Genomic DNA, 24,781 nt, shown 5'->3' on the forward strand with positions numbered 1-24,781 from the left:
CTTCGGCTATTCGGGAAGCCGCAGCGTCTCGTGGGCCTCGCCGCTCTCTCCCACCGTCGTGCTGCCATCGTGGTTCCAGCTGGTGCCGCCCTTGCCCGGCTGTCCGGTCTCGATGGTCACGCCCTCCAGCGTGAGCTGATCCTCGTCGAGGTAGGCGATGCCGATCGAGTCGCCGCCGCGCCCCGGGCCGCCGTAGCCGCCGGGCCCTCCTTGGCCGCCCTCGCGTCCGAAACAGGCGGCGAGTTCATTCCCGAGCGTTCCGCCCGGTGCGCCTCGACCGCCTCGGCCGCCGTCCTGGGGTGGCCCGCCATCGCCGCCTTTGCCGCCAAAGTCCGCCGTGATCTTGGTGTCGCGCACGGTCACCCGGGCGTGGAGCGCGAGGACGCCGATGGACGGCTGACCGTTCCCTCCCCCGCGGCCTCCTCGGCCCCCGCAACCGCCGGCCCCTCCCGAGCCTCCTGCTGGGCCTCCCTTGGAGGCCGCGCCGCACCGGGCGAGCCCGCCCCGACGACCGCCGCCCCCGCCGCCGCCCTGGCCCGGCGTGCCCCACGTCCCCTCGCCCCCCGTGTCGCCTTCCCATCCTGTCTCGGTGAGGCGCCCGATGCCCTTGCCCGGTGCGCCCTGTGTTCCCGGAGCCCCCGGGCCCCCCTGGGATCCGGGATAGCAACTGCTGACGTTGTCCTGCTCTGCGGTACCACCGCGTCCCGAGGGCGGAGCATCGGCGGGCTCCCCGTCGGCTCCATCCTCGGCGCTGTCGGGCAGCCCGTCCCCTCCCTTGCCGCCGACGCTCGTGAGCCCGCTCTCGCACTGGTTCACGGGCGCAGGCCCGCCGGCGACGACGGCCGCCGAGCATGCGTCCCCACCGAACATGCCATCCGGCCCGTCCGGTTGCTTGGTCGGCCACCTCTCGCCGTGTCTGTTTCCACCCCCTCCGTTGGCGGATATCTCGCTCCGCAGGATCTCCACCGCGGTGTTGGACTGAGCGAGCACACCGACCGGGCCCCAGCTCGGGACGTGGAGATCGGCGAGCGTCGAGACCCCGTCCGCGGCCCCCGTGTCCCCGGGGGCCGAGGGCTCGACGATCACCATGGGACCGAAGACCCGCTCGGGATTGAACAGGGTGAACGGGCGCAGGGGGTCGCGCTCCCATTTCCGGCAGTGGAAGCCCCCGAGGAGATCCACGCCGGAGGGCACCCTGATCTGCTCCACGACGAATCCATCGTTGCAAAGGAACACGCGTCCTCGTCCAGCGCGCGCGAGCTCGACGGCGTGCTCGACGGTGAACACCGGCTTCGCCTTCGTGCCAGGGTTCCTGTCGTCGCCAAAACCGTAGGCTCCGGCGACGAACACGCCGCAGCCGTCGTCGAGGACACCGGCGGCGACGTGCTCGACGCAGACCGACTCCGGGGGCGGCTCGTCCTCGCACGAGGTGCCTTCACAAGGCGTGACGCCAGGGTCGTTCACGCCGGGAGCGGTTCCGCAGCCGGCCGCCCACGGCGACAACAGAAGGACGAAGGTAGCAGCGGTGCTCTTTCTCATGAACGTCTCCGGAGGGGGGACGCCAGCACAGGGCGGTTCATTGAGGCGGCTCCGGGTCTGGCGCATCGAACCGGTACCAGAACGCCGCGGTCCCGCTTCGCCCCTGGCCGAGCTCACTTTCCGGGATTGCATTGCCGCCGCGCCCACCGTTGCCGGCTTGTCCGGGCGAGACCGTCGACGTCTCCAAGATGGCCACGGAGGCGCCCACGGAGCCGATGCCGAGCGAGTGGCCCCCGAGCCCGCCGCCGGCATCGCCCCCGCGACCGCCGTCGCCGCCGCTTCCACCGCGGCACGCGTTCCAGCTGTCGTTCAAAGGGTGCTTCCCACCGAGGCCGCCGGAAACGCCAGAGCCTCCCCACTGGCCCGTTCCGCCGACCCCGCCATCGCCGCCCTTGGCCCCGAGGACCTTGCTGTCCTTGATCGTGAGGTCGCTCCTCTGCAGTGCCACGATCCCGATGCTCGCGCCGCCGTAGTCGCCCCCCTGGCCCCCTCTGCCCCCGCAGCCGCCACTGCCCCCCGATCCGCCGGCCGCACCGGCCTGGGCGCGACCTGCCGGACACGCCACCGTGGCGTCGCGCCCTTTGCCGCCGCCACCCGCGCCGCCGCCCTGGCCGACGCCGCCCTTCTCCCCGTCTTGACCGCGGACGCCGACCCATCCGTAGATGTCCAGGAGGCCAGCACCCGCCGCTCCAGCAGCGCGCTCTGCGTCGGCGCCGACTGCTCCCTGTTCCCCATCCTTGCACGGCATGCTGGACCCGCCGACGCCGCCCAAGCCCTGCTCGTCCGAATTCCTGACCGGTTCCGGCAGTCCTGAGGTCCCGTCGCCGCCCATCTCGGGGCCTCCATCTCCCCCCTCGCCACCCCTCGACTCGATGCCGTCGTCGCATACGGTCACGACCGGAAGGGCGCCCGGCACCACGTTCGCGGTGCAGGCGTCCGCGCCGTCGTTCCCAACCACGCCGGCGTTCGCGCGGTAACTCGGCGCGTCCTCGCCCGGCTCTCCATCCTTGCCGTCGCCTGCGAGAATCACGCTCGATTGCACGATCGCCCTGGTCCCATGCTCCAGGATCATCGCGATCGACGACTTGTGGTCGCTCGCGGAGGCGTCGGCCGCCTCGACACGCACGCCGAAGATCACCGACGTCGCATCCTCCTCCGCGATGACCGCATCGTCGTCCCCCCCGATGACCCGCACCGGGATCCCCACGGGCGGCGCGATGACGGTCAACGCGCTCTGCTCGTCGAGCGGCCCTCCATAGGACCAGTCGCCGCTGGCACACAGACGACCGCCCCAGAGGTCGACCCCTTGGGGAAGCGAGATGGCCTCCTCGAACAATCCGCCGCACGCGTACACCCGCCGGGTCGCTTCCTCGCCGTGGCCTCGCCCGTGCGCGGCAAGCCCGATCGCGTGTTGCAGCGTCTTGACCGGCGCTCCCTTGATACCGGGGCTCTTGTCGTCTCCCTGCTCGCTGACGAACACGCCGCACATATCGAGCGCCGTCGCCGTCTTCGGATCCCCGTCGCAAGGAGACGGCTCCGGCGGCGGAACCTCGCACCAGTAGCTGTCCGCACAGCTGTCGGAGTAGCAGCCGGTGTTCCCGGCCGCGCCTGCCAGACCGAGCGCGATAGGCGCCAGCGAACGGAGGACCTCTCGACTGCGACCCATCGATCTAGAACGCATGACCTCGCCTCCCCCTCACCAGGCTCCCTCGACGAGCACACCCGCCCGGTCGCTCGTCGCCAGCGGCACGAGGCGGACGCCGGCGGCTTTGGGCGCACCACCGAAAAAGGCAACCTCCGTAAAGAATGAGGCCGCCGTCGCCACGCCGAACACGGCGCTCGTCGCCAGCGACACCTTGCCGAGGGTCGCGAACAGATCCCGCTCGTTCACCTGGTCACGAATGCCGGCGCACGCCGCTGGTGCGCTGGCTTCCCGGCACGTATGCGACGTCCACCCCTGCGCGCGAAGCGTGACGTCTCGCTCCCGCAGATCGCCATGGACGACGTGAGCGCGCAGGAGGAAGACCGCGCCGGCCGCCGCTGTCGCCGTCGTCACCGCGATGCCGCCGATCCGCGCCGTCCCCGGCCAGGAAGCCCATGGGCTCGCAGGTCGCGCCTGCGCAGCCGCCGGAGCGCTCAGAGGTCGCAGTGTTTCGTTCGGTGACACCGGCGCGCCCTCCTCGGCGCTGCTCACCGGCGCGCGCGACACATGAAGGGAGAGCTCGTGCTCCGCCTTCGCCACGGCGCGCACGGACTGAAACGCATCTTCGCCGCCCGGCGCTCGGGCCCGCACCATGTGCAGCCCCGGCTCGACGAACAGCGTATAGACGCGCGCGATGCGGCCGACGGCTTTGCCATCGACGAACACCTCGGCGTCCGGCGGGTCGACGGAGACACGGAGCTTCGCGACGTGCGGTGTTGCCTTGCGCTGCCCTTCCTCGAATCGCTTCTGCAGAGCGGCCGGCAGAGCCTCGCGCTGCTCGAGGCTCCACGCGAGGTGTTCGGCCGCGTCGCGGTATTTGCCCAACGCGACCTCGCAGAGGCCGAGCTCCCCGGCAATCTCCGCGCGCTCACGCTCCGTGGTGGACTCCGGGTCTGCGGCGTCGAATGCCGCCTTGTAGGCGGCGTGTGCCTCGGTCCATTGCCCCGCCGCGCGCGCCCTCTGGCCACGGCGAACATGGTCCTTCACCGTCGAGCGCTCTCCCGACCTTGTCGTCGATGGGCCGCCCTGGGCGCGCGCTGCGCTCGTGAGCCATGTCGATGCCCCGACCGCAAGGAGAATCGAGAGGAACTGTGGAGCGCAACGCATGTCACGACGGTAGTTGCGTCAACTGCTCGGCGTCAATGGGGGGTGAAATCGCCATGCGCCTGCGTTTGCCGTGAGAAATTGCAGCGCGAGCTAGCAATGTTGCCATCTCTACCTGGGCGCCGAGCGCTGTGCGCGCGCGCAGGTGGCGTGCTGGGGGACGTTGTCCTACCAAAATGACCCGGACCGTTCACTTTTCTGACCCCGGGAGGGCCGCTCAGGCGTGCTACCGGCATGGGCAATCCAGCGGGGACCTTCAGCAGCTTCGAGCTCTTCCGGCGCCTGGCGAGGCGCTTCGGGGTCCCGGCGCGCAATGCCGAGGACGTCGCGCAGGACGCGCTGCTGCGCGGGCTCGACGCGGAGGGGCGGATCGAGGCAGGCGGGGACCCGGCGCCGTACCGCGTCGCGATCGCGGCCAACCAGGCGCGTGACCATGTTCGAAGCGCGCGCCGCCGGCGAGAGGTGCTCACGCCGTCTCACGACCCCGAGCTTCACGACGAGCACCCCACGCCGGAAGAGCTGCTCAGGTGGCGCGAGCGGGAAGCCGTGTTGTGGGAGCTCATCGACGGTGTCGAGCCGAGGTACCGGGACATCTTGATCAAGCACGATCTCGAGGAGATCCCGCTGACCCAGATCGCCGTGGAGCTTGGGCTTCACCCTGACGCCGTGAAGACGCTGCACCGGCGGGCCCGCGAGCAGCTGGAGGAGGCGGCGCAACGCCGGAGGGCGAAGCAACGCTCGCGCGGATGGGACGAGACCCCCTGCGTCGTTCCGTTCGGGCTCACTCCGCGCCGGGCATGGATTGGCTCCCTGCTCCGCTGGACTTGGAGGCTCCTGGCGCAGGGGGCGAGCGTCGTGCTCATGAGCGCCATGGTCGCTGCCGTGACCTCCTCGTCCACGCTACAGGCGTGGGTTCGATCGGCTCTCGATGACGGTTGGCCCGCGCTGTCGGGGCAGGCTTCCGCGCCGCTCCCCGCGGAGCGCCGCGCCGGGCAGACGGGGACGTCCTCCGCATCACCTGCAGCGCAGGCCGCTGCGCTCCCCGTGGAGCGCGGCGCCGGACAGGATGGCGCCGGGGCGAGCACGACGCCTCCTCCGTCGGTAACGGCTGCTCCTCGTGCGTCGTCCTCGACGACGCCCGCGAAGCAGGCGATCAGCGCGCGCGAGAGGAGCCTGATCAGCCAGGCCCGGACGGCCATCGAGGCTCACAGCCCAGAGGCGGACCTCGAGGCGCACCGGTTGCTCGAGGCACATGCGGAGGAGTTCCCGCGCGGTCGGCTCGCCGTGGAGCGCGAAGAGATGCTCAGGCAGCTTCGCTGACGGGTCGGCTGTCCATCAACACCTAAGCCAGCGGCGGAGTCGGTGCTGTCGTCGGGCAGCACGAGGCCGAGCTCCGCCGTGCGTCGGACAGGAATGCTCACGGTTCAGGAGGGAACATGGAGGACATGCTGGGTGCAATGTGGCTCGTCTCGCCGCTCGGGCTCGCGATGATCGCGTGCGTCGCGATCGGCTTCGCGGTCACCGCGCGCGAAGCGCTGGGACGCGAGCGCGGGCTTCGCGAGGCGCGCGAGCACGCGCATGATGCCGAGGACGCAGCCCTCATCGATGCGAGGGAGCAGGCAGCGGTCGAGCGAGATCGGTACCGGCGCCTCCTGGACTGTCATGTCGACGCGGCGCTCGCGGAGCTGACAGACGCCCGCTCACGCCTCGTCCCCTGGCCAGGCAGGGTCCTCGAGTCGTTCTGCGCGACGATGCCTTCATGGAGGAGAAAGCTGGCCGAGTGCACCGGACTATCGCCGAGGGAGGTGGAGCGGCTGCTCAGGAGCGACCTTCCCATGACGCCCGGCCTTGCCCGGCAGCTGGAGGCCTTCACCGGGACGCCTGCTCGGTACTGGGAGCGCCTGTGGCGGCTGCACGACGACCATCGAGCGGACGCGGAGGAGACGGTGGTGATCCCGGTCGGCGAACCCGTCACCAGGCGCGAGAGCTCTGCGCGTCCGCCGTCGTCACCCGGGCCGACCTCGGTGCCGCCGCTTCCGCCGACGATGCCTCCTCCTGCGCTCGACGTTCCTCCGCCCGTGGTGCCGTCTCCCGAGCTTGCGGCCAAGAGCCCGCGGGCGAAGCTCCCGCCGCCTCCACTGCCGCGGCTTCGGTCGCCGCTCCCTGCCCGCGCCGCGATGGGATCGGAGCTCGCACGTCGCGCCGCCACGCTGACGAGCTTTCCACTACAGCGTGACGAAGGGGCGGCGAGCACCGCCAGCGGGTCCGATTGGGAGGAATGGGAGGAAGCCGAGCGCTCGCCGCTGAACACGACACTCCCCGGAGTAGGGAGCCATGGGTGAGCGCAGCCAAGCCTCGCATTCGAATAACGACGAACGTGCCGCCGCGCACGCCCGCTTGTTTTGTCCCATGCTGATGCGTTCCGTGCTGCGCTGGCTGGCGTGGCTGGGGGTCCCACTCTGCCATCGTGGCGACGTCGCAGGCCAAGTCTGGCTCATCGCCTGGCAGAGCTGGCCCAGGTTCGATCCGACGCGCGGCAGGCCAGAACGCTGGTTGAATTCGATCGCCGTCCATGTCGCGTCGCACTACCACCGGTGTGCGCAGCGCCGGAAGGAGGAGCTCGTCGATCGGATCGATGTGCTCGATCCAGCGCCGGACGCCGCTGCTGTGATGGAATCGGACGACATCAGGGCCGGCACCATCGATGCAGTGAACGAGCTCGAGCCGGACCTGCGATTTGTTCTCGTGGCACACGATCTGGACGGGATCCCGATGGCCCAGGTGGCAGAAGACGCGGGACTACCTCTCTCCACGCTCTACAGGCGACGCACAAAGGCCATCGGTGCGCTCCGCGACATCATCGCGCTTCGGGGGACGATGGAGGACTTCGCCCGGAGAGTCGGGCCGCAATGAACATCAAAGGCCTGGTTGTTCACTTCCGGCGCGACTTCGACGACGACGAGGCCGAGCGAACAATCGACGCTCTCACGATGGACGGAGCCTTGCCCACGGTGACGCTGTATCCCGACGGCAGCATGTCCCCCGGCGGTCGCGGCGGCGTCGGCGAGTGCGACGCCGGCGGGCGAGCGGATGCCGACGGGCCTCCGCCGGATGACGACAGGTTCCACCTCGGATGACGACGAGCTCGCCGCTGGATGACGATGGGCTCCAGCCTCGACGACGACGTCCCAGGGCCGGATGACGATGGCTCGACGCCCGATGCCGAAGGGCAGCGGCCGGATGACGATGGGCTCCGGGCGTATGCCGGCGGGCCCCGGCCCCGATGCCGATGTGTCCTGGCCGGATGCCGATGCCTCCCGGGCGGATGACGACGACGTCCACCTCAGATGACGATGGCCCCCTCCCGGAATGACGACGCCCTCCGCCGCGATGCCGACGGTTCCGCGCCGCGCGCCTGCGCGTCGCCCTCGCGCCTGGCGCCTCCCCCTGTCGCCATCCACGGGCGCGCCTAGGCCGGCGCTGGCAGGCGCCATGGGCCGAGACGACCCCTCGACATTCTGTTCCGTGTGCACATAGCCTGCGCGGATGGCCAAACCTATCTCTCCTCCCGAAGAGACCGACGACAACGATCCCACGCTCGCGGCGATCTCGACCGGGCCGACGGCATCAACCTGATCCTCCTCGAGCAGATCGTGCGGGTGTTCGAGCGCGCCAACGAGCAGGATCCGACCATTCCGCGCCTCGTGCCCATCGCGACACGGCGGCTCTTCAGCCGGAGCACCAGGAAGAAGGCGACCGAGACGCCCGGCGGAGGAGGCGGCGCCGCTGGCAGCGGCAGCGCTGGAAGTGGCAGCACCGGCGGAGCGCCGCCGGATGAGGAAGATCCGCTCGAAAACGACGATGCGCCGGTTTGAGCCAGAAACGCCCTGATCGGAACCGAGCATCCACCGAGGGCTCAGGCTGCAACCTGGGCCCTCTTCCTTATTCGTCACGCCCCCGCCGGCGCCTTGATGGACCATTGCCGCGCGACATCCTTCGCACCACGCCAGCGAACACCCCTTCTCGCGCCGTTCTCCGGTGCCGCGCTGCGCGCCCAGCCGCCCGCGGGATCGCCGCCGTCCAAATCTCGACATCTGCCTGGAACCCTTCTTGCTGAGCTCGCGCGCGCGGCGAACGGAGGAACCCATGCGTCTGCCCCTTTCTGGTTCTCTTGTCATGGCAGGGCTCTTGTCCACGGGCGTTTTCTCGTCAGCTCTCACGGCGTGCGGCCCGGGGGATCCCGACCCGGTGACCGGGGTGAATGTCGACGACCCTGATCAGCAGATCACGGTGACGGAGGTGCCACCGCCGGCCATCAGCGGCGGAACGCTGATCGTCGCCAGCGACGGTCACACGGCGGTGGCGGCGGACGCCGACCGCGATCGCGTCTGGATCGTCGATCTCCAGGGCGGCGAGCCGGCGGAGGTGCCGCTGGAGCGGGGCGACGAGCCCGGGCGCCTCGTCGAGGACGCGAGCGGCCGGGTCCACGTGGCGCTCCGGCGCGCCGGCGCGGTGGTGACCCTCGATGTCGAGGCGCGGTCGGTCATCGCGCGCAGAGAGGTCTGCCGCGCGCCGCGCGGGGTCGCCTACGACGCCTCGCTCGACGCCATCCACGTCGCCTGCGCCGGCGGCGAGCTCGTGACGCTCCCGGCCTCCGGCGGCCCCGCCGTCCGGAAGCTCCGCCTCGACCCCGACCTGCGCGACGTCGTGGTCGAGGGCGACCGGCTCCTTGTCAGCCGCTTCAGGTCCGCGGAGACGCTGGTCGTGGGCCCCGACGGCGCGGTGCTCTCGCGCCGCACGCTCCCCGTCTTCCACTCGAACGGGTTCGCCAACTCGGACTATGCGCCGTCCGTGGCCTGGCGCATGGCGCCGCTCGCAGGCGGAGGTGCGCTGATGGTGCACCAGCGCTCGATGTCGTCGAAGGTCACCCTCAGCCCAGGGGGCTATTACCAGTCTGCCGACTGCGACGGGAACATCGTGCACGCCGCGGTCAGCAGGATCGACCCGGCGGACGTTCCTGACACATCGAGCGCGTCGCTGCCCGCGGCCGCGATCCAGAATGTCTCGCTGCCGGTCGACATCGCGGTCGCGCCCGACGGCGTGCGGATGGCCATCGTGGGGGCCGGCAGACGCACCGTCGTGAGCGCGATCGTCTACAATCTGGAGCGCGACGCCGAGACGGCCAGCTGCAGCCCCGAGGTCACCGCGAACGTGCTGAGCGGGCAGCCTGTCGCCGTGGCCTTCGACGGCCGGGGCGAGATCGTCGTGCAGCTGCGCGAGCCGGCAGCCCTGGAGGTGGTCGGCGGGCGCATCATCACGCTTCCGGGCGAGAGCGTGAAAGACACCGGCCACGAGATGTTCCACCGCCCGCCGAACGCCGTGAGCGCCGTGGCGTGCGCGTCGTGCCACCCCGAAGGGCACGAGGACGGGCGGACGTGGGACTTCGATCCCGTGGGCCTCCGGCGGACGCAGGCGCTGGGCGGCGGCATCCTGAAGACGGCGCCCCTCCACTGGAGCGGCGACCTGCAGGATCTCGCGGGCCTGATGGGAGAGGTGTTCGTCTCCCGCATGGGCGGCCAGCAGCCCGGCGCCCGGCGGCTCGATCTGATGGCCCGTTACCTCGACAGCCTGCCCGCCTTCCCGGCGTCGCCGCCCGAGGACGACGCCGCCGCGGCGCGGGGCGAGGTGCTCTTTCACGACAAGAAGGTGGCCTGCGCGGACTGCCACGGTGGCCCGATGCTCACCAACAACCGGAACGAGGACGTGGGCAAGGGCGAGCGGTTGCAGGTGCCCTCGCTCCTCGGCATCTCCGGGCGCGCGCCCTTCATGCACGACGGCTGCGCGGCGACGCTCCGCGATCGCTTCGATCCGCTGTGCGGAGGCGACAAGCACGGTGACGTCTCCGGCCTGACCTCAGCGCAGCTCGACGATCTGGTCGCGTACCTCGAGACCCTCTGAGCCTCCGGCACGCCGCGCTCCTCGCGCGGTACGACCGAGGCGTTCCTCGACATCCGGGGCCGATTGCCACGATACGAGCCCCCATCACCCGGCAACCAGCGCAGCGGGAAAACCGCGTGTGACGGGGCGCCCGGCCCGGACGCGCCGCCGGCGGCCGGCGCCGCGCTCCCGACGGCACAGCCGTTGCTCGTTCATCGAAACCGACGCAACCGACATCGCGGCTCGATGGACCCGGGCCACACGCACGGTCTGTCTTTGCCGCACGTTCCCACGTTCCCACGTTCGCGCGTTCTCGCGATTCTCACGCTCCCACAACGGGGCGAGCCGGCGTCTCCGACGAAGCCGCCGACCCGCGAGGTGGAGCAGGCGCAAGGAGGGCACCATGCCTAGAGGCGACAAATCGAGCTACACGACCAAGCAGAAGCGGCAGGCCGAGCACATCGAAGAGGGATACGAGAAGCGCGGGGTCCCCGATGAAGAGGCCGAGCGGCGGGCCTGGGCGACCGTCAACAAGATGACCGGCGGGGGGAAGAAATCGGGCTCGGGGGTGGGCAAGCCCGTGAACAAGGAGCCGGCGAGAAAGGGGGGCCGCAAGGGAGGCGCCGCGTCCAAGGCGCGGCCTGCTGCCGCGAAGAGCGCGGCGGCGAAGAAGGCGGCGGCGACCCGCAAGCGGAACGCCGCGGCGAGCGCCGGAGGGTCCACGGCCGCGAAGAAGGCGCCGGCGAGGGCGAAGAAGAGCTCCGCGTCCAGCGCTCGCTCGCGCAGCACCGCGACGAAGTCCACGAGCGGCCGCTCCCGCGCCGCCCAGGGCACGGCCCGCCGCGGCGGGGCGGGGGCCTCGCGCAAGACGACCTCGGGGGCGAAGACCGGAGCGCGGCGCGCTGCGAGCGGGGCCTCGCGCAAGACGACCTCGGGGGCGAAGACCGGAGCGCGGCGCGCCGCGAGCGGGTCCTGACGTCCCGGTGAGAAGGGGAGAGGGGGCAACCATGCAGGAACTTCAGAGCAACGGGGCGACGAATGGCGAGGGCGGCCTGCTGGGGGACGAATCCGGGCCGCAGGAAGAGAGCCGGCGAGGGCGCGCGTTCCTCACGAGCCTCGTCCGGGAGCTGTTTCAGACGGAGCGCTCCGCGATGATCCATCCGCGGATCGAGGCGGAGCGCCTCGGCAATGTGCCGCCGGCGCACGCCATGCGGGCGGTATCGACCCACGCGGAGGCCGCGCTGGCGGAGATCCTCCCGCTCCTCCGCGAGCGCGAGCTGCCCATCAGCGCGGGCGGCAGCACGGTGGGCGAGGCCTTCTCGGCCCTGCGCGATCACCTCGCCGATTACCTGCTCAGCACCGAGAGGTCCTACCGCGGCACGCTGCTCGGGATGCGGCACGGCGTCGACCTCGTCGAGCTGCTCCAGTACGTCGCGACCGTGGAGGGCGACACGCCCCTCGCCGCGTGGTGCGCGCGGTGGCTCTCGATGCGCAGGCCCCTCGTCGAGGCGGTCGCCGACGAGCTCGCGTGGTTCGCGGCGCGCCCGATGCGCGCCATGCGGGCGGCGAAGGACGACGGCGTGGCCCACCTCCTCCGGGGCCTCGCGAACGGCGTGGAGCTCGCGGCGCAGCGGCTCCGCCGCCTCGTCACGTTCGCGGGTTGACGCCCGCCGGCCGCGCGCGGAGACAGCCCGGCGCAGGGCTGCGCGCGGCGCCGCGCGCGGCGTCGAAGCCGAGGAGGATGCGCAGTGGAGCAGGGGATTCCGACGTGGGGCACGCCGATCGAGCTCCTGAAGAGCCACGGGCCCGGCGTCGCGAGCGCGCTGTTCATCGCGATCGTCGGGTGGACGGCCGCGGCCTGGGCCGCGCGGAGCGTGCGGTCGCTCGGCAAGCAGTGGACGCAGATCGACGCGACCCTCGTCCCGTTGCTGGCCAGTGTAAGCCGACTCACTGTCTTGACGGTCACCGCCATGGCCGTGCTCGAGCGCTTCGGCGTCGACACGAAGAGCCTGTTCGCCGTGCTCGGCGCCGCGGGTCTGACCATCGGCCTCGCCCTCAAGGACACGCTGTCGGACGTGGCCGCCGGGCTGGTTTTGCTCGTGCTCCGTCCGTTCGACGTCGGCGATGCGATCGAGGTCGACGGGACCTCCGGCATCGTCGACGCCATCGACGTGTTCCAGACCAAGCTGACGAGCTTCGACGGCGTCCCCATCATGCTGCCGAACTCCAAGGTCCGGTCCGCCAAGATCCAGAACTTCACCCGGGCGGAGCGCCGGCGCATGGACCTCACGATCGGCGTCAGCGCCACGGCCGACATCGCTCACGCCATCGCCACGCTGCGGGACGTCCTCTCGAACGAGCCGCGCGTGCTGCCGGCGCCGGCGCCGTCGGTCGACGTCGTCGAGCTCGCGGACGAGAAGGTCAACCTGCTCGTCCGCGCCTGGACCCTCCCCGCCGATTTCTTCCCGGTGCGGCTCGAGCTCACGCGCCACTTCAAGGAGCGGCTCGACGCGGAGGGGATCGTCATCCCCATGCCCCAGCGCGAGCTGCATATCCCCCTTCGCGATCCGGAGCGGCGATCTACCCCGCTCCTCTGAGGCGGCCCGCGCGGTCGAGGCGGCCCGCGCGGCTCGTGCGAGAGGCCCCGGAGGCGACCCCGCCCCGCTGCCCCTCGCCCCTGCCCGAGGTCAGGGCGTGCCCATCAGGAGATAGTACCAGGTGCCCACCTCGATGGCGTTCGGGTGCGTGCCGCTCACCCGGGTCAGCGTGCTCGTGAAGATCTTCTTGTTGAACGCAAGGCCGTTGCTCGGCGCCTGCGTCTTCACGTACCAGGCGGCCGCCATCAGGGCCGATGTCTGGTTGTCCTTCTCGAACAGGACTCCCATCTTCACCTGGCTGTCGTCGGGGCTCGGCAACCGGTAGAGGTACCCGGTGCAGGTCCCCGGGACGGTACGCGTCCCCTGCGTCCAGTCGCCCTGGGTCGGGTTCCGGGGGGCCGTGAACTGGTTGCTCGGGCTCACGACGTCCAGGAACGCGTCGAGCGCCGGCGCGGTGAAGCTCGGGATCACCTCGGACGTGAAGCTCAATGTGTTCGCGAAGGTGAGGGCGCTCGCCCACCGCCAGTACTCGGTCTGCGCCTGGAAGGTGAGCTGGCCATTGGAAACACCGTTGACCCCGAGGGCCACGATCCGGACGAGATCCACGGTCGAAAAGATCCTGAGCCTCACGTCCGGCGGGATCTGGGCAATCACACCGGAGCCCGGTTTGGCCTTCGCAGGGCTGCGCGTCGAATGGGAAGCGCCGGCGGCGGGCGCACCGAACGTTGAGTCTGCATCGTTGCTCATGGTTGCGCTCTCTCCTGGGATGACGATCTCGACAGCATCGATCGCAGCGCGCGGACCCTGTCCAGCCCGCGCTCCGGTGGCGGCGGCACGCGCGCGCTCACGGCGCGCGACCCGCGCGGCCTCACCCGGCGTCGACGCCAGGAAAGCTGGATCCTCCCGGCCGCGGCGTCGATGACAGGCGGTCACGCGCGAGGGCCGGCGAGCTCCGGCCGCGGCCCGATGTTCAGTACCGGATCACCTCGAGCGCCTCGGTGCCGAGCCGGATCTGCCGCGACGTCGTCCGGCGCTCGACGAGCGAGCCGGCGTCGAGCACCCCCGCGCGCGCGAGCTGCTGGCGGGCGCGGAAGACGTTGACGTTGAGGTGATGGAGGTCGAGCCGCAGCTTGCCGAGCAGGTCGTCGACGTAGCGCCACCCGCGCTCGGCCGGGGGCAGCCCGCTCTCCCGGTCGCGCAGCCGGGAGCGCGCCAGCATGAGGAGCAGCTCGTGGTGGGCGCGCGCGGCGAGCTGGATGACCTTTTCCCCCTGCACCAGGGAGACGGCGATGTGCTCCTCGTCGTGGCTCACCTCGAAGCGCAGGACGGTGAGGCCGAGGAGCTTGGGGCTCGCCGCGCTCGACGCGGTGGTCGGTACGGCGGCGTCGAGCGCCTGCGGCGGGACGCGCAGGACCCAGGCGCCGCCGGCCTCGATGCGCTCCTGATCGACGGCCGGGCGGGTGGCCCCGTCGATCTCGATCTGCCAGACGCCGTGCTGATCCTCGAAGAGCGTCACCCGGGGATCGGCGGCGTCCGGCAGCGCGAGCAGGCCCTCCTCCGCCGCGCGCACCTCGCCGGTGAGCTCGGCCCGCGCGCTCGTGACGGGCGCGCCGGCCTCCTCCACGGTCCAGCGCTCGGCGTCGCCGCCGAACACGAGCTCCGCCCCCGCGTCGAGCGCGACCCGCTCGGCGGACGTGAGCCGCCGGCCGCCGACGTGCGTGCCGTTCGTGCTGCCGAGGTCGCGGATCCACCAGCGCGCCCCGTCCCAGAACAGGACGGCGTGCTCGCCGGAGGCGCAGCGGTCCCGGAGGCGCACGGCGCAGTCGCGCGCTCGGCCGACCCGCGCGCGCGCCGGGAGCGTCACGCGAAGGCCGTGGGCTTCATGCTTCAAGACCGCCATGGATACAGCGTAAGATGGCGTCGCCGACCACATCAACGGCGTCGAAGGCGAGACCCCCATGAGCGATCCCGCGGCACTCCTCCGGAAGCTGGCGGGTGAGCTGCACCTGTCTCCCTCGGCGTGCGCGGAGATCCAGCGGGCGCTCGCCGAGCACGCCGCGCGCAGCCTCACGGAAGAGCTGCCGGCGACCGTGGTCCGGGACGCGCCGGCGGCGGCCGGGGGCGCGCCCCGGCAGACCGGAGACGCGTCGGTCGCGGCCGAGCACCGCCCGAGCGCCGCGCCTCCGGCGGTCCACGCGCCGGTCGCGGCGTGGCCCTGGGACCGCTACGACGATCTCGGGCTCATCGGCCGCGGGGGCATGGGCGAGGTGCGGCGCGTGCGCGATCGCGTGATGGGCCGCGTCCTCGCCATGAAGCTGCTGCGCATCGAGGGGCAAGACGACGTGGACGGCCGGGCGCGCTTCCTCGACGAGGCGCGCCTCACGGCGTGCCTTCAGCACCCAGGGATCGTCCCCGTCCACGACTGCGGGATGCTCCCGACCGGCCAGCTCTGGTTCACGATGAAGGAGGTCCGCGGCCGCACGCTGAGCGCGCTGATCCGCGCGCTCCACGCGTCGGGCGAGGCCGGCCCCTCGCCCGAGGCGCTGCGCCGCGTGCTCGACGTCTTCGTCCGCGTCTGCGAGGCGGTCGCGTACGCGCACGGCCAGGGCGTCCTCCACCGCGATCTCAAGCCGGACAACGTCATGATCGGCGAGTTCGGCGAGGTCCTCGTGATGGACTGGGGCATCGCCCGCGCGACCGCGCGCGGCGCGCTGGCGGACGCGCTCCCGGACAGCGGCCACCACACGCACGCGGGCCTCGTCCTGGGGACGCCTGTCTACATGCCCCCGGAGCAGGCGCGCGGCGAGGCCGAGCAGCTGGGGCCCCCCAGCGACGTGTACTCCCTCGGGGCCGTCCTGTACGAGCTCCTCTGCGGCGAGCCCCCGTTCCGGGGGACGGCGCTGGCCGTCCTGGCGCAGGTGGTCCAGCGGTCGCCCGAGCAGCTCGCCGTCCGGTGCCCCGACCAGATCCCTCGGGATCTCATCGCGATCTGCGAGCGGGCGATGGCCCGCGCGCCGCCTTCGCGTTACGCGAGCGCCGAGGTGCTCGCCGCCGAGATCCGCGGCTTCCTCGACGGCGCTCGCCGTCGCGAGCGGGCGCGCGCCCTCGTCGAGGAGTCGCGCGCGCTGGCGCCGCAGATCGAGGGCCTGCGCGCGCGCGCCCGGGCCCTCCGGGCCGAGGCGAAGGCGGTGCTCGGGCGCCTCGACTCGTTCGCGCCCGCCGCCGAGAAGGCGCAGGGGTGGGCGCTCGAGGACGAGGCGCGCGCGCTCGACCGCGCCGCCGCCCTGGACGAGGCGACCTGGCACCAGAAGCTCCGCGCCGCGCTCAACGAGGCCCCGGACTTCGATGAAGCGCACGCGGCGCTCGCCGACGCCCACCTGGCCGACCTGCGGGCCGCCGAGGAGGCGCGCGACGCCGAGGCCGCGGCGCGCGCCGAGGCGTTCCTCAGGGCGCACGCGCGCGAGCGGCACGCGGTCTTGCTCCGCGGCACCGGCGCCCTCTCGCTGCGGACCGACCCCGAGGGGGCGCAGGTCTGGCTGCTCCGCTATGTCGAGCAGGAGCGCCGGCTCCGCGCCGAGCCCCAGGGCTTCCTCGGCCACACGCCGCTCTGCGAGGTCCCGCTCGCGCGCGGCAGCTACCTGCTCTTGATCCGCGCGCCCGGGTACCGCGAGGCGCGGTACCCCGTGAAGATCGGCCGCGGCGAGCACTGGGACGGCGTGCGTCCGGGCGGCGCAGAGCCGTTCGTCGTGCCCCTCCTGCCCTCGGAGGCGCTCGGCGAAGAGGACGTCTACGTGCCGGCGGGCTTCTTCTCTGCCGGCGGAGACCCGCAGGCCGGCGACGGCTTGCCGGCGTGCCGGATCTGGGTCGACGGCTTCGTGGTGCGGCGGCACCCGGTGACGCAGGCCGACTACCTCGCCTTCCTGAACGACCTGCTCGAGCGCGGGCGCGAGGCGGAGGCCGCGGCGGCGTGCCCGCGCGCGGCCCGCGCGATCGCCGGCAACGTGGACATCCCGCTGTTCGCGCGCGACGGGGACGGGCGCTTCGTGCTCGGCCCGCAGGCGCGCGCGGAGCAGGCGCGGCACCCGGTCGCCTCGGTGGATTGGCGCAGCGCCGTCGCCTACGCGTCCTGGCTGGAGGCGCGCACCGGCGCGCCGTGGCGCCTCGTCGGCGAGCTCGAGCGCGAGAAGGCCGCGCGCGGCGTCGACGGACGCTTCTTCCCCTGGGGAGACGAGCCCGAGCCGACGTGGGCCTGCATGGTGGGGGGCCGCCCCGGCCCCGCGAGCCCGGCGCCGGTGGACGACCATCCGACGGACGAGGGCCCCCACGGCGCCCGGGGCCTCGCGGGCAACATCCGCGACTGGTGCGCCGAGCTGTGGATGCCCGACGGCCCCACGGTGGTCGACCGCATCGCGCGCCTCCAGCCAGCGGACGCGGCGGCTCCGGGGCTCCGCTCGATCCGCGGGGGCGCGTGGAGCTCCGGGCCCCCCGCGGTGTGCCGCGCAGCAGGCCGCTTCGCCGCGCGCCCGGAGGATCGCTTCAGCGCCGTGGGCTTCCGTCTCGCCCGGCCCGTCGGCACCGGCGGGTAGCCGGCGGTCGCCTGCGCGCTGTGGATGAGGTCGGCCGCGGCGATCGGCCGTGGTTGGCTGCTGAGCCCGCATCGCAGCGCTGGCGCGGGGAACGGCCTGGCAGCAGACGGCGACAGACGGCGGATGTCGTGTTTGCACTCGAGCGCTAAGGTCGTGGGGACAGCCTGTGTCCACGAGGTCCATGGAGAACACGGATTCGCATCAAGAAACGGCGGAGCCCTCCGAGCCGGCCTCGCCCGCCGCGGCAGAGCTCGCTGCGGCGTCCTTGCAGCGCGGCGAGGCGGGGGCTGCGCTGCTCGATCAGGAGCGCTCTGCGCTGCACGAGTCCTCCCCTGACGGCGCGCTGGTCGACGCCTTCTTCCAGGCCACGACCGCGGGGCTCGGGATGATCGACCGCGACCTCCGCGTGGTGCGGCTCAACCAGGCGCTGGCGGACATCAACGGGATCCCCCTCGATGCGCACCTCGGCAGGACGATCCCCGAGCTGCTCCCGGAGATGAGCGACGTGATCGTGGCCCATCTCCGGCGTGTCCTGGCGACGGGCGAGGCGTTCACCGCCGAGGTGACGGGGACGACGCGCGCGTCGGAGCGACCGCGCTCCTGGCTGGTCAATTACGCGCCTGTGCGGGCGAAGGACGGGCGCGTCATGGGTGTGGGGACGATCGTCCTCGACATCACCGAGCGCAAGCAGACGGAGGACCGGCTCCAGGAAGAAGGGGAGACGCTCGAGCTGCTCAATCGCGCCGGCAAGCAGCTCGCCGCCGAGCTGGATCTGGAGAAGCTCGTGCAGGCGGTGACCGACGCGGCCACCCGGCTGAGCGGCGCCCAGTTCGGCGCGTTCTTTTACAATGTCACGAACGCCGAGGGGAAGAGCTACATGCTCTACACCATCTCTGGCGTGCCCCGAGAGCACTTCTCCGGGTTCCCGATGCCGCGCAACACGGACGTGTTCGCGCCGACCTTCAACGGAGAGGGCGTGGTGCGGCTCGACGACGTCACGAAGGACCCGCGCTACGGGAACAGCCCCCCTTACCACGGGATGCCGAAGGGCCACTTGCCTGTCGTCAGCTACCTTGCCGTGCCGGTGGTCTCCCGCTCGGGGCATGTCATCGGCGGGCTGTTCTTCGGGCACTCCGGGCGGGGCGTCTTCACCGAGCGGGCGGAGAAGCTGGTGGTCGGCCTCGCGGCCCAGGCCGCCATTGCGATGGATAACGCGCACCTGTTCCGGAAGGCGCAGCAGCTCATCCAGGCGCTCGAGCGGAGCAACAAGGAGCTCGACCGCTTCGCCTACGTGGCGAGCCACGACCTGAAGGCGCCGCTCCGCGCCATCGCGAACCTCTCGCAGTGGATCGAGGACGATCTCGTGGACAAGGCGACGCCGGAGACGCGCCAGTACATGGATCTCCTGCGCTCGCGCGTGGTCCGGCTGGAGGCGCTCATCGACGGGATCCTGCGCTACTCGCGCGCTGGACGGCTCCGCGACAGGCCCGAGATCGTGGACGTCCAGAAGCTCCTCGAGGACGTCCTCGGGCTGCTCACGCTCCCTGCGAGCGCGTCGATCGATATCGCGGCGGGCATGCCGACGCTCCTCGCCGAGCGGGTCCCGCTGGAGCAGGTCTTCCTGAACCTGATCGGCAATGCGCTGAAGTATGCCGAACGCCCCGACGCGCGCGTCGAGGTGCGGGGGCGGGAGCTGGGCGATGTCTGGGAGTTCTCGGTGAAGGACAACGGGCCCGGGATCGAGCCGCGATACCACGGGAAGGTATGGGAGATCTTCCAGACCCTGAACGCGCGCGACAACATCGAGGGGACGGGCATCGGGCTCGCGATCGTCCAGAAGATCGTGCTCAGCAAGGGGGGGCGTGTGTGGGTCGAGTCCGAGCAGGGCGCCGGCGCCACGTTCTTCTTCACCTGGCCTCGGATGGAGACGGACGGCGGGCTCGGCATGCGCTGAGGAGCGGCTGTGGCGCGGCGCGAGACGAGCGTGGCAATCCGCCACGCCCCGCGCCGCGTGGCGGAGCCCGAGCGCCGCGGCCGCTCGCCGCGGAGCGGTGGCGCGCGATCTGCTTCTCGCTGTCGGGTGGGCATGGGCCCTTGCCCCATGCCGGGAGCGCGACGGTGAAGCATCGATCCATGGCGGTCCTCCTGAACTGCTCCTCCCGGTCGAACCGAGCGGCGGCGCAGCGCGCGCGGCTCGGAGAGCTCCTGAGAGAGAGCGGCCTCGCCGCGGAGGTGTTGTGCGCCGAGAAGGGGCAGCAGCTCGGGGAGCTCGCCCGCCGTGTGGCGCGGGGGCCTTTCGACCTCGTCGTGGCCGGTGGCGGCGACGGGACGGTGAACACCGTCGCTGCCGCGATCGCCGGCACGGACAAGACGATGGGCGTCCTTCCGCTCGGCACGGTGAACCATTTTGCCAAGCACCTCGGCGTTCCGCTGACCCTCGAGGGCGCCGTGCGCACGCTCGTCGAGGGGCGGCGCGTCCGGGTCGATGTCGGCGAGGTCAACGGTCGGGTCTTCGTGAACAACTCGACGCTGGGCATCTACCCCGGCATCGTGCGCGGCCGCGAGGCGCTCCGGAAGCGGCATGGGCTCAACAAGTGGATAGCCCTGGCGCTGTCGGCCGTCTCGGGGATCCGGCGGCACGAGCGCGTCCGTCTCCGGCTCGTCCTGGATGGGCAGGAGGTCGAGCTGGAGACGCCGTTCGTGTTCGTCGCGAACAACGACTTCAAGCTTGGCGACGTGGACATCGGCCGCCAGCGCCCGCCGTGCTCGGGCGAGCTCGGCGTGTGCGTGGCGCACGCCGAGAGCCGCCTCGCCACGCTCAAGCTCATCGCCAGCGCGGTCGTCGGGCGCATTCATCGATCGAACGATTTCAGTATCCTACGAACGACGGAGCTCCGGGTGGAGGCGCCCCACCGCCGCCTCCACGTGGCCGCGGACGGCGAGGTGCTCAGGATGACGCCGCCGCTCTGCTATCGCGTGCTGCCTGCAGCGCTGCGCGTCATCGTGCCGCTGTCGTCCGAGCTCCGCGCGGGCCCGCGGCGGGAGGAGGACCCATCGCGCCCGGTCGCGGCGCTGGGGGGATGAGGCGCCGTGCGCACGCTCGTGCACCTGTCGGATCTGCACTTCGGCCGCGTCGACAAGGCCATCCTCCGTCCGCTGGTCGACAGGCTATGGCGGCTCGAGCCGCACATGGTCGTGATCTCCGGCGATCTGACGCAGCGGGCGCGCGACGCCGAGTTTGCGGAGGCGCGCGCCTTCCTCGACGCGCTGCCCTCGCCGCAGATCGTGGTCCCTGGCAACCACGATGTCCCGCTCTACAACCTGTTCGACCGGTTCTTTCGCCCGCTGGACAGGTACCGGAATCACATCACGGACGACCTCTCGCCGTTCCACCTCGACGGGGAGATCGCCGTCCTGGGCATCAACACCGCGCGCTCGCTGACCATCAAGGATGGGCGCATCAACGCGCGGCAGATCCGGGGGATCGAGGCGAGGATGTGCGATCTCGGGCCCGAGCTCACGAAGATCGTGGTCACGCATCATCCGTTCGATCTGCCCGAGAACTCGCCCCACGCGATCGTCGGGCGCGCGAGGCAGGCGATGGCGGCGATCGCGGGCTGCGGCGTCGACGTCATCCTGTCAGGCCACCTGCACATGAGCCACACGGGTCACTCCGCGGAGCGCTTCGACGCAGGCGGCCACTCCTCGCTCATCATCCAGGCCGGCACGGCCACCTCGACGCGGGGGCGCGGGGAGCGGAACGCGTTCAACGTGATCCGGATAAGCGGGCACAAGATCGACATCGAGCGGAATTTCTGGGAGCCGGAGAGCAGCGTGTTCAGGATCGCGGGCGCGGAGCATTTCGAGGAGACGGCGCGGGGGTGGGTGCGGGCGGCGTAGGGGCGGCGCGCACGACTCCTCCGCTGGAGCGAGCAGCCCGAGCTCGTGGAGTGATGTCGGCGATCTCTCGAAGACTCGTGCTGTTTTGCTCTCCATCAGAGGTGCGAAGGTGAGCTTTCATGCGGACATGTAAGCTACCATTCTGACGGCGATAAATTCCATAGCAGTACGTGTTCCTCCCCTGGGGGACGGAGTAGGCATCGCAGATCGCCATCCTGGGAACAAAGGAAGGCTATCCCGCCAGGAAAGAGCGTGGCGAAGGTGGCCGCGGCACGGTGTCGTGAACCGTGTCGTCGCAGCGGGAAGCGTCTGCCTCGTTTGCCTTCTAGCGTCACTGCTTCGTAAACGGCGAGGGCCGCTTTACTCACCTTGATCGGATACCCGGCGCAGAGGATTTCGAGATTCGGGCCTAGGAGGAGAGCGTTGTCAACGGTAGATAGCTGACCGATGTTGTCGATGAGCGCGTCGAGCGCGTCCTCAGTTCTCCGCTCGTCATCCTCTGCGACCATGCGCTCGAATCGATCGTCGTCCGTTATCGGAGCTGTGGACCCGTCAAGCCGCCCGCAGAGGTCCTGGAGGTGCGCACGGCGCAGCGCGAGCTCTGCGGTCTTTGCGGCCAGCGCGCGACGATGCGCCGGTGGTAGCCGATATTTCCCGAGCGCTGCCTGTCGATCCATTTCTGGGGATTCGGGGAGAAAGGCGATCAGGCCGCCGTGGTTCCCTGCGGACATCCTCTCGACGAGACCGGTGACGACACGATAGACGGTCGCGTATTGATGTTCTCGGTGGAATAGATATGGTCGAGGTGACCCATTCACGATACCGGCACAAAGGCGTCGAAGCGCCGACGCGATGATGCTCTCCTGCTCCGACAGAATTTTGAATAGACTTGGTTTGCTGGACAGGTCGACAGCTCCGCCGCTCTCGTATCGAAACCGCTCTACCCCGTGACGCCATAGCGCCACGTGGCCCGGCCTGCATGAACGCAGTACGATGGATGCTGTTTCTCCTTCCGCAGGGAGGTGCGTATGCTCGACGCGTCTCGCGAGGCCCTGGATCACGAGCCGGCCGTTGCTCAGACCGACAACGATGGCAGTTCGCGGAAGATCTGCCGCAGGGGCCACCTTGGCGAGCGTCTTGACGTTAAGCTCGGTGACTCCTGAGCCATGTTCGAACGGAAGGATCTGCCAGGCAGGCATGCGTCGATGACCAACGCCGACGAACCGATGTTCGAGCACCTGCTCGAGTCCTTCGATGCCCTGCTCATGGTAGACGACACTCACACGCGTGGCGCTTCCCTCTTCTTTCTCCAAACTGGCGAAAAAGACGGTGTCGATAAGCTTACCGAGAAGACGCACGTTCTTTTCGTCGTTCTGCGCTTCCGGGATTGATCGCAGCCACGCCTTGAGGGCTTCGCGTGGGTACTGCAGTCGTGCGTCGCTCATATGACAGCCTACCTCGATCTCGTCCCAGGCTCCGCGCCCACGATAGGCGCCCAGCGCGGGGGTCTACGCGCGGGGTCGGAGATGGGCCGATGTCTGTCTGGTCTGTCTGTTGGATCAATCGAGTGAGCGGTAGGCGCCCGGAGAGGGGGGGCTCCGCGCGGGGTGGGGGATGGGCCGATGTTTGAGCCTGAGTCATCCCTCCTCCGGCTCCGCCGGAGGAGGGATGACTCAGGCGAGTTCGGCGGGGCCCCCACCCCGCGCGGAGCCCCCCCTCTCCGGGCGCCGGGCGACCCGGCAAGACCTCACCCCCGCCGGGACAACGACCGCGTTACCGTAGCCGCCCGGCTCCCATCACCCGATCACGCCAGCTTCCCGAGCTCCCGGAACCGCCCGCGCAGATCGTTGTAGAGCCCCCGGTACACCGCATGGATCTCCCGGTACCGCGCCGAGCGCGCCGCGTCCGGCGCGACCCGGGACACGACATGGACGAACGCGTCCGCCGCCTCCTCGACCGACGAGAACAGCCCCGCGCCCGCCGCGCCGAGCAGCGCCGCGCCGTAGGCCGGGCCCTCGGTCGACGTCGTGATCGCCACCGGCGCCTCGAAGACGTCGGCCATCAGCTGGCGCCAGAACGGGCTCCGCGCCCCGCCGCCGGTCAGGCGGATCTCGTCGATCGAGACCGCCGCCGCGCCGTTCGTCTGCCCCACGCCGCGCATCAGGTCCAGCGAGTCCGCGAGCCCGAACGTGATGCCCTCCAGCACCGCGCGCGACAGATCGGCCTTCGTCGTCCGGGCGCTCAGCCCCACGAACGCGCCGCGCGCCGCCGCGTCGTTGTGCGGCGTCCGCTCGCCCATCAGGTACGGCAGGAAGACGACGCCGCCCGCGCCCGGGCGCGCCGTCGACGCCGTGTCCGAGATGATCTCGTACGGATCGACCTTGCGGAGCTCGGCCGCCAGGCGCTCCCCGTCGCCGAGGACGTCGCGGTACCAGCGGAGCGCGCCGCCGGCGGCGAGCATCACCCCCATCAGGTAGAAGCGGCCCGGCACCGCGTGACAGAAGCTGTGGAGCCGCATCTCGGGCTCCACGATCCACGAGTCGGTGTGCGCCAGGATCACGCCGCTCGTGCCGACCGACGCCATCGCCCGGCCGGGGCGCACGATGCCGAGCCCCACAGCGCCCGCCGCGTTGTCCGCGGCGCCCCGCACGACGGGGATGCCCGCCGGCAGCCCCGTGGCGGCCGCCACCTCGGCCGTCAGCTGGCCGAGCGGCGCGTTCGAGGGCGCAGACCGCGGGAACACCGCGCGCGGGACGCCGACCGCCGAGAGGAGCTCGGCGCTGAAGGAGCGATCCCCGGGCGAGAACGCCAGCGTGCCGCTCGCGTCGCTGTCGTCCGTCCCGAGCTCGCCCGTCAGCCGCAAGCCCACGAAATCCTTCGGCATGAGCACCGCGCGGACACGGGCGAACGCCTCGGGCTCGTTCGCCCGCAGCCAGAGCAGCTTCGGCAGCGTGAACCCCTCGAGCGCGCGGTTGCCGACAAGGCGCGCGAGCCCCGCGTCGCCGACCTTCGGGTTCGCGCGGATGGCCTCGCACTCGGCCGTGGTGCGCGTGTCGCACCACAGGATCGCAGGCCGGATGACCGCCTGCGCCTCGTCCAGCAAGACCGCCGAGTGCATCTGCCCCGTCAGCCCGATCGCGCGCACGTCGTCGCGGCGCGGGCCGAGGGCGCGGGCGAGCTCGCCGAGGGCGCTCAGCGCCGCCGCGGCGAAGTCCTCGGGATCCTGCTCGGCCCACCCGGCGTGCGGCGTGGAGAGCGGGTATTCGCGGTGCGCCGACGCGACCGCCGCGCCGCGCTCCGTTTCGACTGCGATGGCCTTGAGGCCGCTGGTCCCGACGTCGATTCCGATCACGATGGCCATGGAAAGCGTCCTTTTTGCAGTTTCGTCTACTTCGGTGATCTTCGTAACGACTCTT

The 24,781-nt window shown here is 71.2% G+C and carries 19 protein-coding genes and 1 pseudogene; 13 read left to right on the top strand and 7 right to left on the bottom strand.

Features of this window, described 5'->3' with window-relative positions; translation table 11 throughout:
- Positions 1-6 precede the first annotated feature (6 nt).
- The 3 genes from WMF29_RS48525 to WMF29_RS48535 are packed head-to-tail and all read right to left on the bottom strand — an operon-like array spanning position 7 to position 4,228.
- A complete protein-coding gene (locus WMF29_RS48525; RefSeq protein WP_437326809.1) occupies positions 7-1,539 on the bottom strand; it encodes a hypothetical protein in 1,533 nt (510 codons plus the stop codon).
- A gap of 37 nt (positions 1,540-1,576) precedes the next feature.
- Positions 1,577-3,205, bottom strand: coding sequence for a hypothetical protein (locus WMF29_RS48530; protein WP_437326810.1), 1,629 nt, complete (start codon positions 3,203-3,205; stop codon positions 1,577-1,579).
- A 30-nt stretch (positions 3,206-3,235) separates the two neighbouring features.
- Positions 3,236-4,228, bottom strand: coding sequence for a PEGA domain-containing protein (locus WMF29_RS48535; protein ID WP_437326811.1), 993 nt, complete (start codon positions 4,226-4,228; stop codon positions 3,236-3,238).
- 351 nt (positions 4,229-4,579) lie between these two features.
- On the opposite strand from WMF29_RS48535, the gene WMF29_RS48540 reads away from it, so the two are divergent.
- The 9 genes and pseudogenes from WMF29_RS48540 (at position 4,580) to WMF29_RS48580 (ending at position 12,879) form a co-directional block, all read left to right on the top strand.
- Entirely contained in the window at positions 4,580-5,665 is a 1,086-nt protein-coding gene (locus WMF29_RS48540; protein ID WP_437326812.1) for an RNA polymerase sigma factor, read from the top strand.
- Between the two features lie 116 nt (positions 5,666-5,781).
- A complete protein-coding gene (locus tag WMF29_RS48545; protein WP_437326813.1) occupies positions 5,782-6,687 on the top strand; it encodes a helix-turn-helix transcriptional regulator in 906 nt (301 codons plus the stop codon).
- Positions 6,680-7,258, top strand: a complete 579-nt coding sequence (locus tag WMF29_RS48550) for a sigma-70 family RNA polymerase sigma factor (protein ID WP_437326814.1) — start codon at positions 6,680-6,682, stop codon at positions 7,256-7,258. Before WMF29_RS48545 ends, WMF29_RS48550 begins: the two co-directional genes overlap by 8 nt.
- Positions 7,255-7,482, top strand: a complete 228-nt coding sequence (locus WMF29_RS48555) for a hypothetical protein (RefSeq protein WP_437326815.1) — start codon at positions 7,255-7,257, stop codon at positions 7,480-7,482. Before WMF29_RS48550 ends, WMF29_RS48555 begins: the two co-directional genes overlap by 4 nt.
- 390 nt (positions 7,483-7,872) lie before the next feature.
- Positions 7,873-8,220, top strand: a complete 348-nt coding sequence (locus WMF29_RS48560; RefSeq protein ID WP_437326816.1) for a hypothetical protein — start codon at positions 7,873-7,875, stop codon at positions 8,218-8,220.
- Between the two features lie 373 nt (positions 8,221-8,593).
- On the top strand, positions 8,594-10,303 hold the full coding sequence (locus WMF29_RS48565; protein ID WP_437326817.1) for a cytochrome-c peroxidase: 1,710 nt from the start codon (positions 8,594-8,596) through the stop codon (positions 10,301-10,303).
- Between the two features lie 382 nt (positions 10,304-10,685).
- A pseudogene (locus WMF29_RS48570) lies at positions 10,686-10,988 on the top strand (hypothetical protein); the annotation flags it as partial.
- Between the two features lie 301 nt (positions 10,989-11,289).
- A complete protein-coding gene (locus WMF29_RS48575; RefSeq protein WP_437326818.1) occupies positions 11,290-11,946 on the top strand; it encodes a hypothetical protein in 657 nt (218 codons plus the stop codon).
- A gap of 84 nt (positions 11,947-12,030) precedes the next feature.
- Complete coding sequence (locus WMF29_RS48580) at positions 12,031-12,879, top strand: mechanosensitive ion channel family protein (RefSeq protein WP_437326819.1); 849 nt, start codon at positions 12,031-12,033, stop codon at positions 12,877-12,879.
- A 90-nt stretch (positions 12,880-12,969) separates the two neighbouring features.
- Here WMF29_RS48580 and WMF29_RS48585 read toward each other — a convergent pair whose 3' ends face one another.
- Both WMF29_RS48585 and WMF29_RS48590 read right to left on the bottom strand, forming a co-directional pair.
- Entirely contained in the window at positions 12,970-13,626 is a 657-nt protein-coding gene (locus WMF29_RS48585; RefSeq protein WP_437326820.1) for a hypothetical protein, read from the bottom strand.
- A 223-nt stretch (positions 13,627-13,849) separates the two neighbouring features.
- Positions 13,850-14,779 carry an FHA domain-containing protein gene (locus WMF29_RS48590; RefSeq protein ID WP_272096984.1) on the bottom strand — a complete coding sequence of 310 codons (930 nt, stop codon included), beginning with the start codon at positions 14,777-14,779 and terminating at the stop codon, positions 13,850-13,852.
- Between the two features lie 58 nt (positions 14,780-14,837).
- Between WMF29_RS48590 and WMF29_RS48595 the strand changes: the two genes are divergently transcribed.
- The 4 genes from WMF29_RS48595 (at position 14,838) to WMF29_RS48610 (ending at position 21,365) form a co-directional block, all read left to right on the top strand.
- Positions 14,838-17,465, top strand: a complete 2,628-nt coding sequence (locus WMF29_RS48595) for a protein kinase domain-containing protein (protein WP_437326821.1) — start codon at positions 14,838-14,840, stop codon at positions 17,463-17,465.
- Between the two features lie 181 nt (positions 17,466-17,646).
- The gene (locus WMF29_RS48600) at positions 17,647-19,419 is read left to right on the top strand and encodes a sensor histidine kinase (RefSeq protein ID WP_437326822.1); all 1,773 of its coding nucleotides are present in this window, start codon (positions 17,647-17,649) and stop codon (positions 19,417-19,419) included.
- Positions 19,420-19,598: 179 nt separating this feature from the next.
- Entirely contained in the window at positions 19,599-20,549 is a 951-nt protein-coding gene (locus WMF29_RS48605; protein WP_437326823.1) for a diacylglycerol/lipid kinase family protein, read from the top strand.
- 6 nt (positions 20,550-20,555) lie between these two features.
- Positions 20,556-21,365, top strand: a complete 810-nt coding sequence (locus WMF29_RS48610; protein ID WP_437326824.1) for a metallophosphoesterase family protein — start codon at positions 20,556-20,558, stop codon at positions 21,363-21,365.
- Positions 21,366-21,499: 134 nt separating this feature from the next.
- Here WMF29_RS48610 and WMF29_RS48615 read toward each other — a convergent pair whose 3' ends face one another.
- Positions 21,500-22,810: a putative sensor domain DACNV-containing protein gene (locus WMF29_RS48615; RefSeq protein WP_437326825.1), complete on the bottom strand. Its 1,311-nt coding sequence runs from the start codon at positions 22,808-22,810 to the stop codon at positions 21,500-21,502.
- A gap of 359 nt (positions 22,811-23,169) precedes the next feature.
- Complete coding sequence (gene xylB, locus WMF29_RS48620; RefSeq protein WP_272096991.1) at positions 23,170-24,726, bottom strand: xylulokinase; 1,557 nt, start codon at positions 24,724-24,726, stop codon at positions 23,170-23,172.
- Between the last annotated feature and the right edge of the window lie 55 nt (positions 24,727-24,781).

Origin of the sequence: Sorangium sp. So ce381 (assembly GCF_051473845.1) — a bacterium.
Taxonomy (GTDB): Bacteria; Myxococcota_A; Polyangia; order Polyangiales; family Polyangiaceae; genus Sorangium; species Sorangium atrum.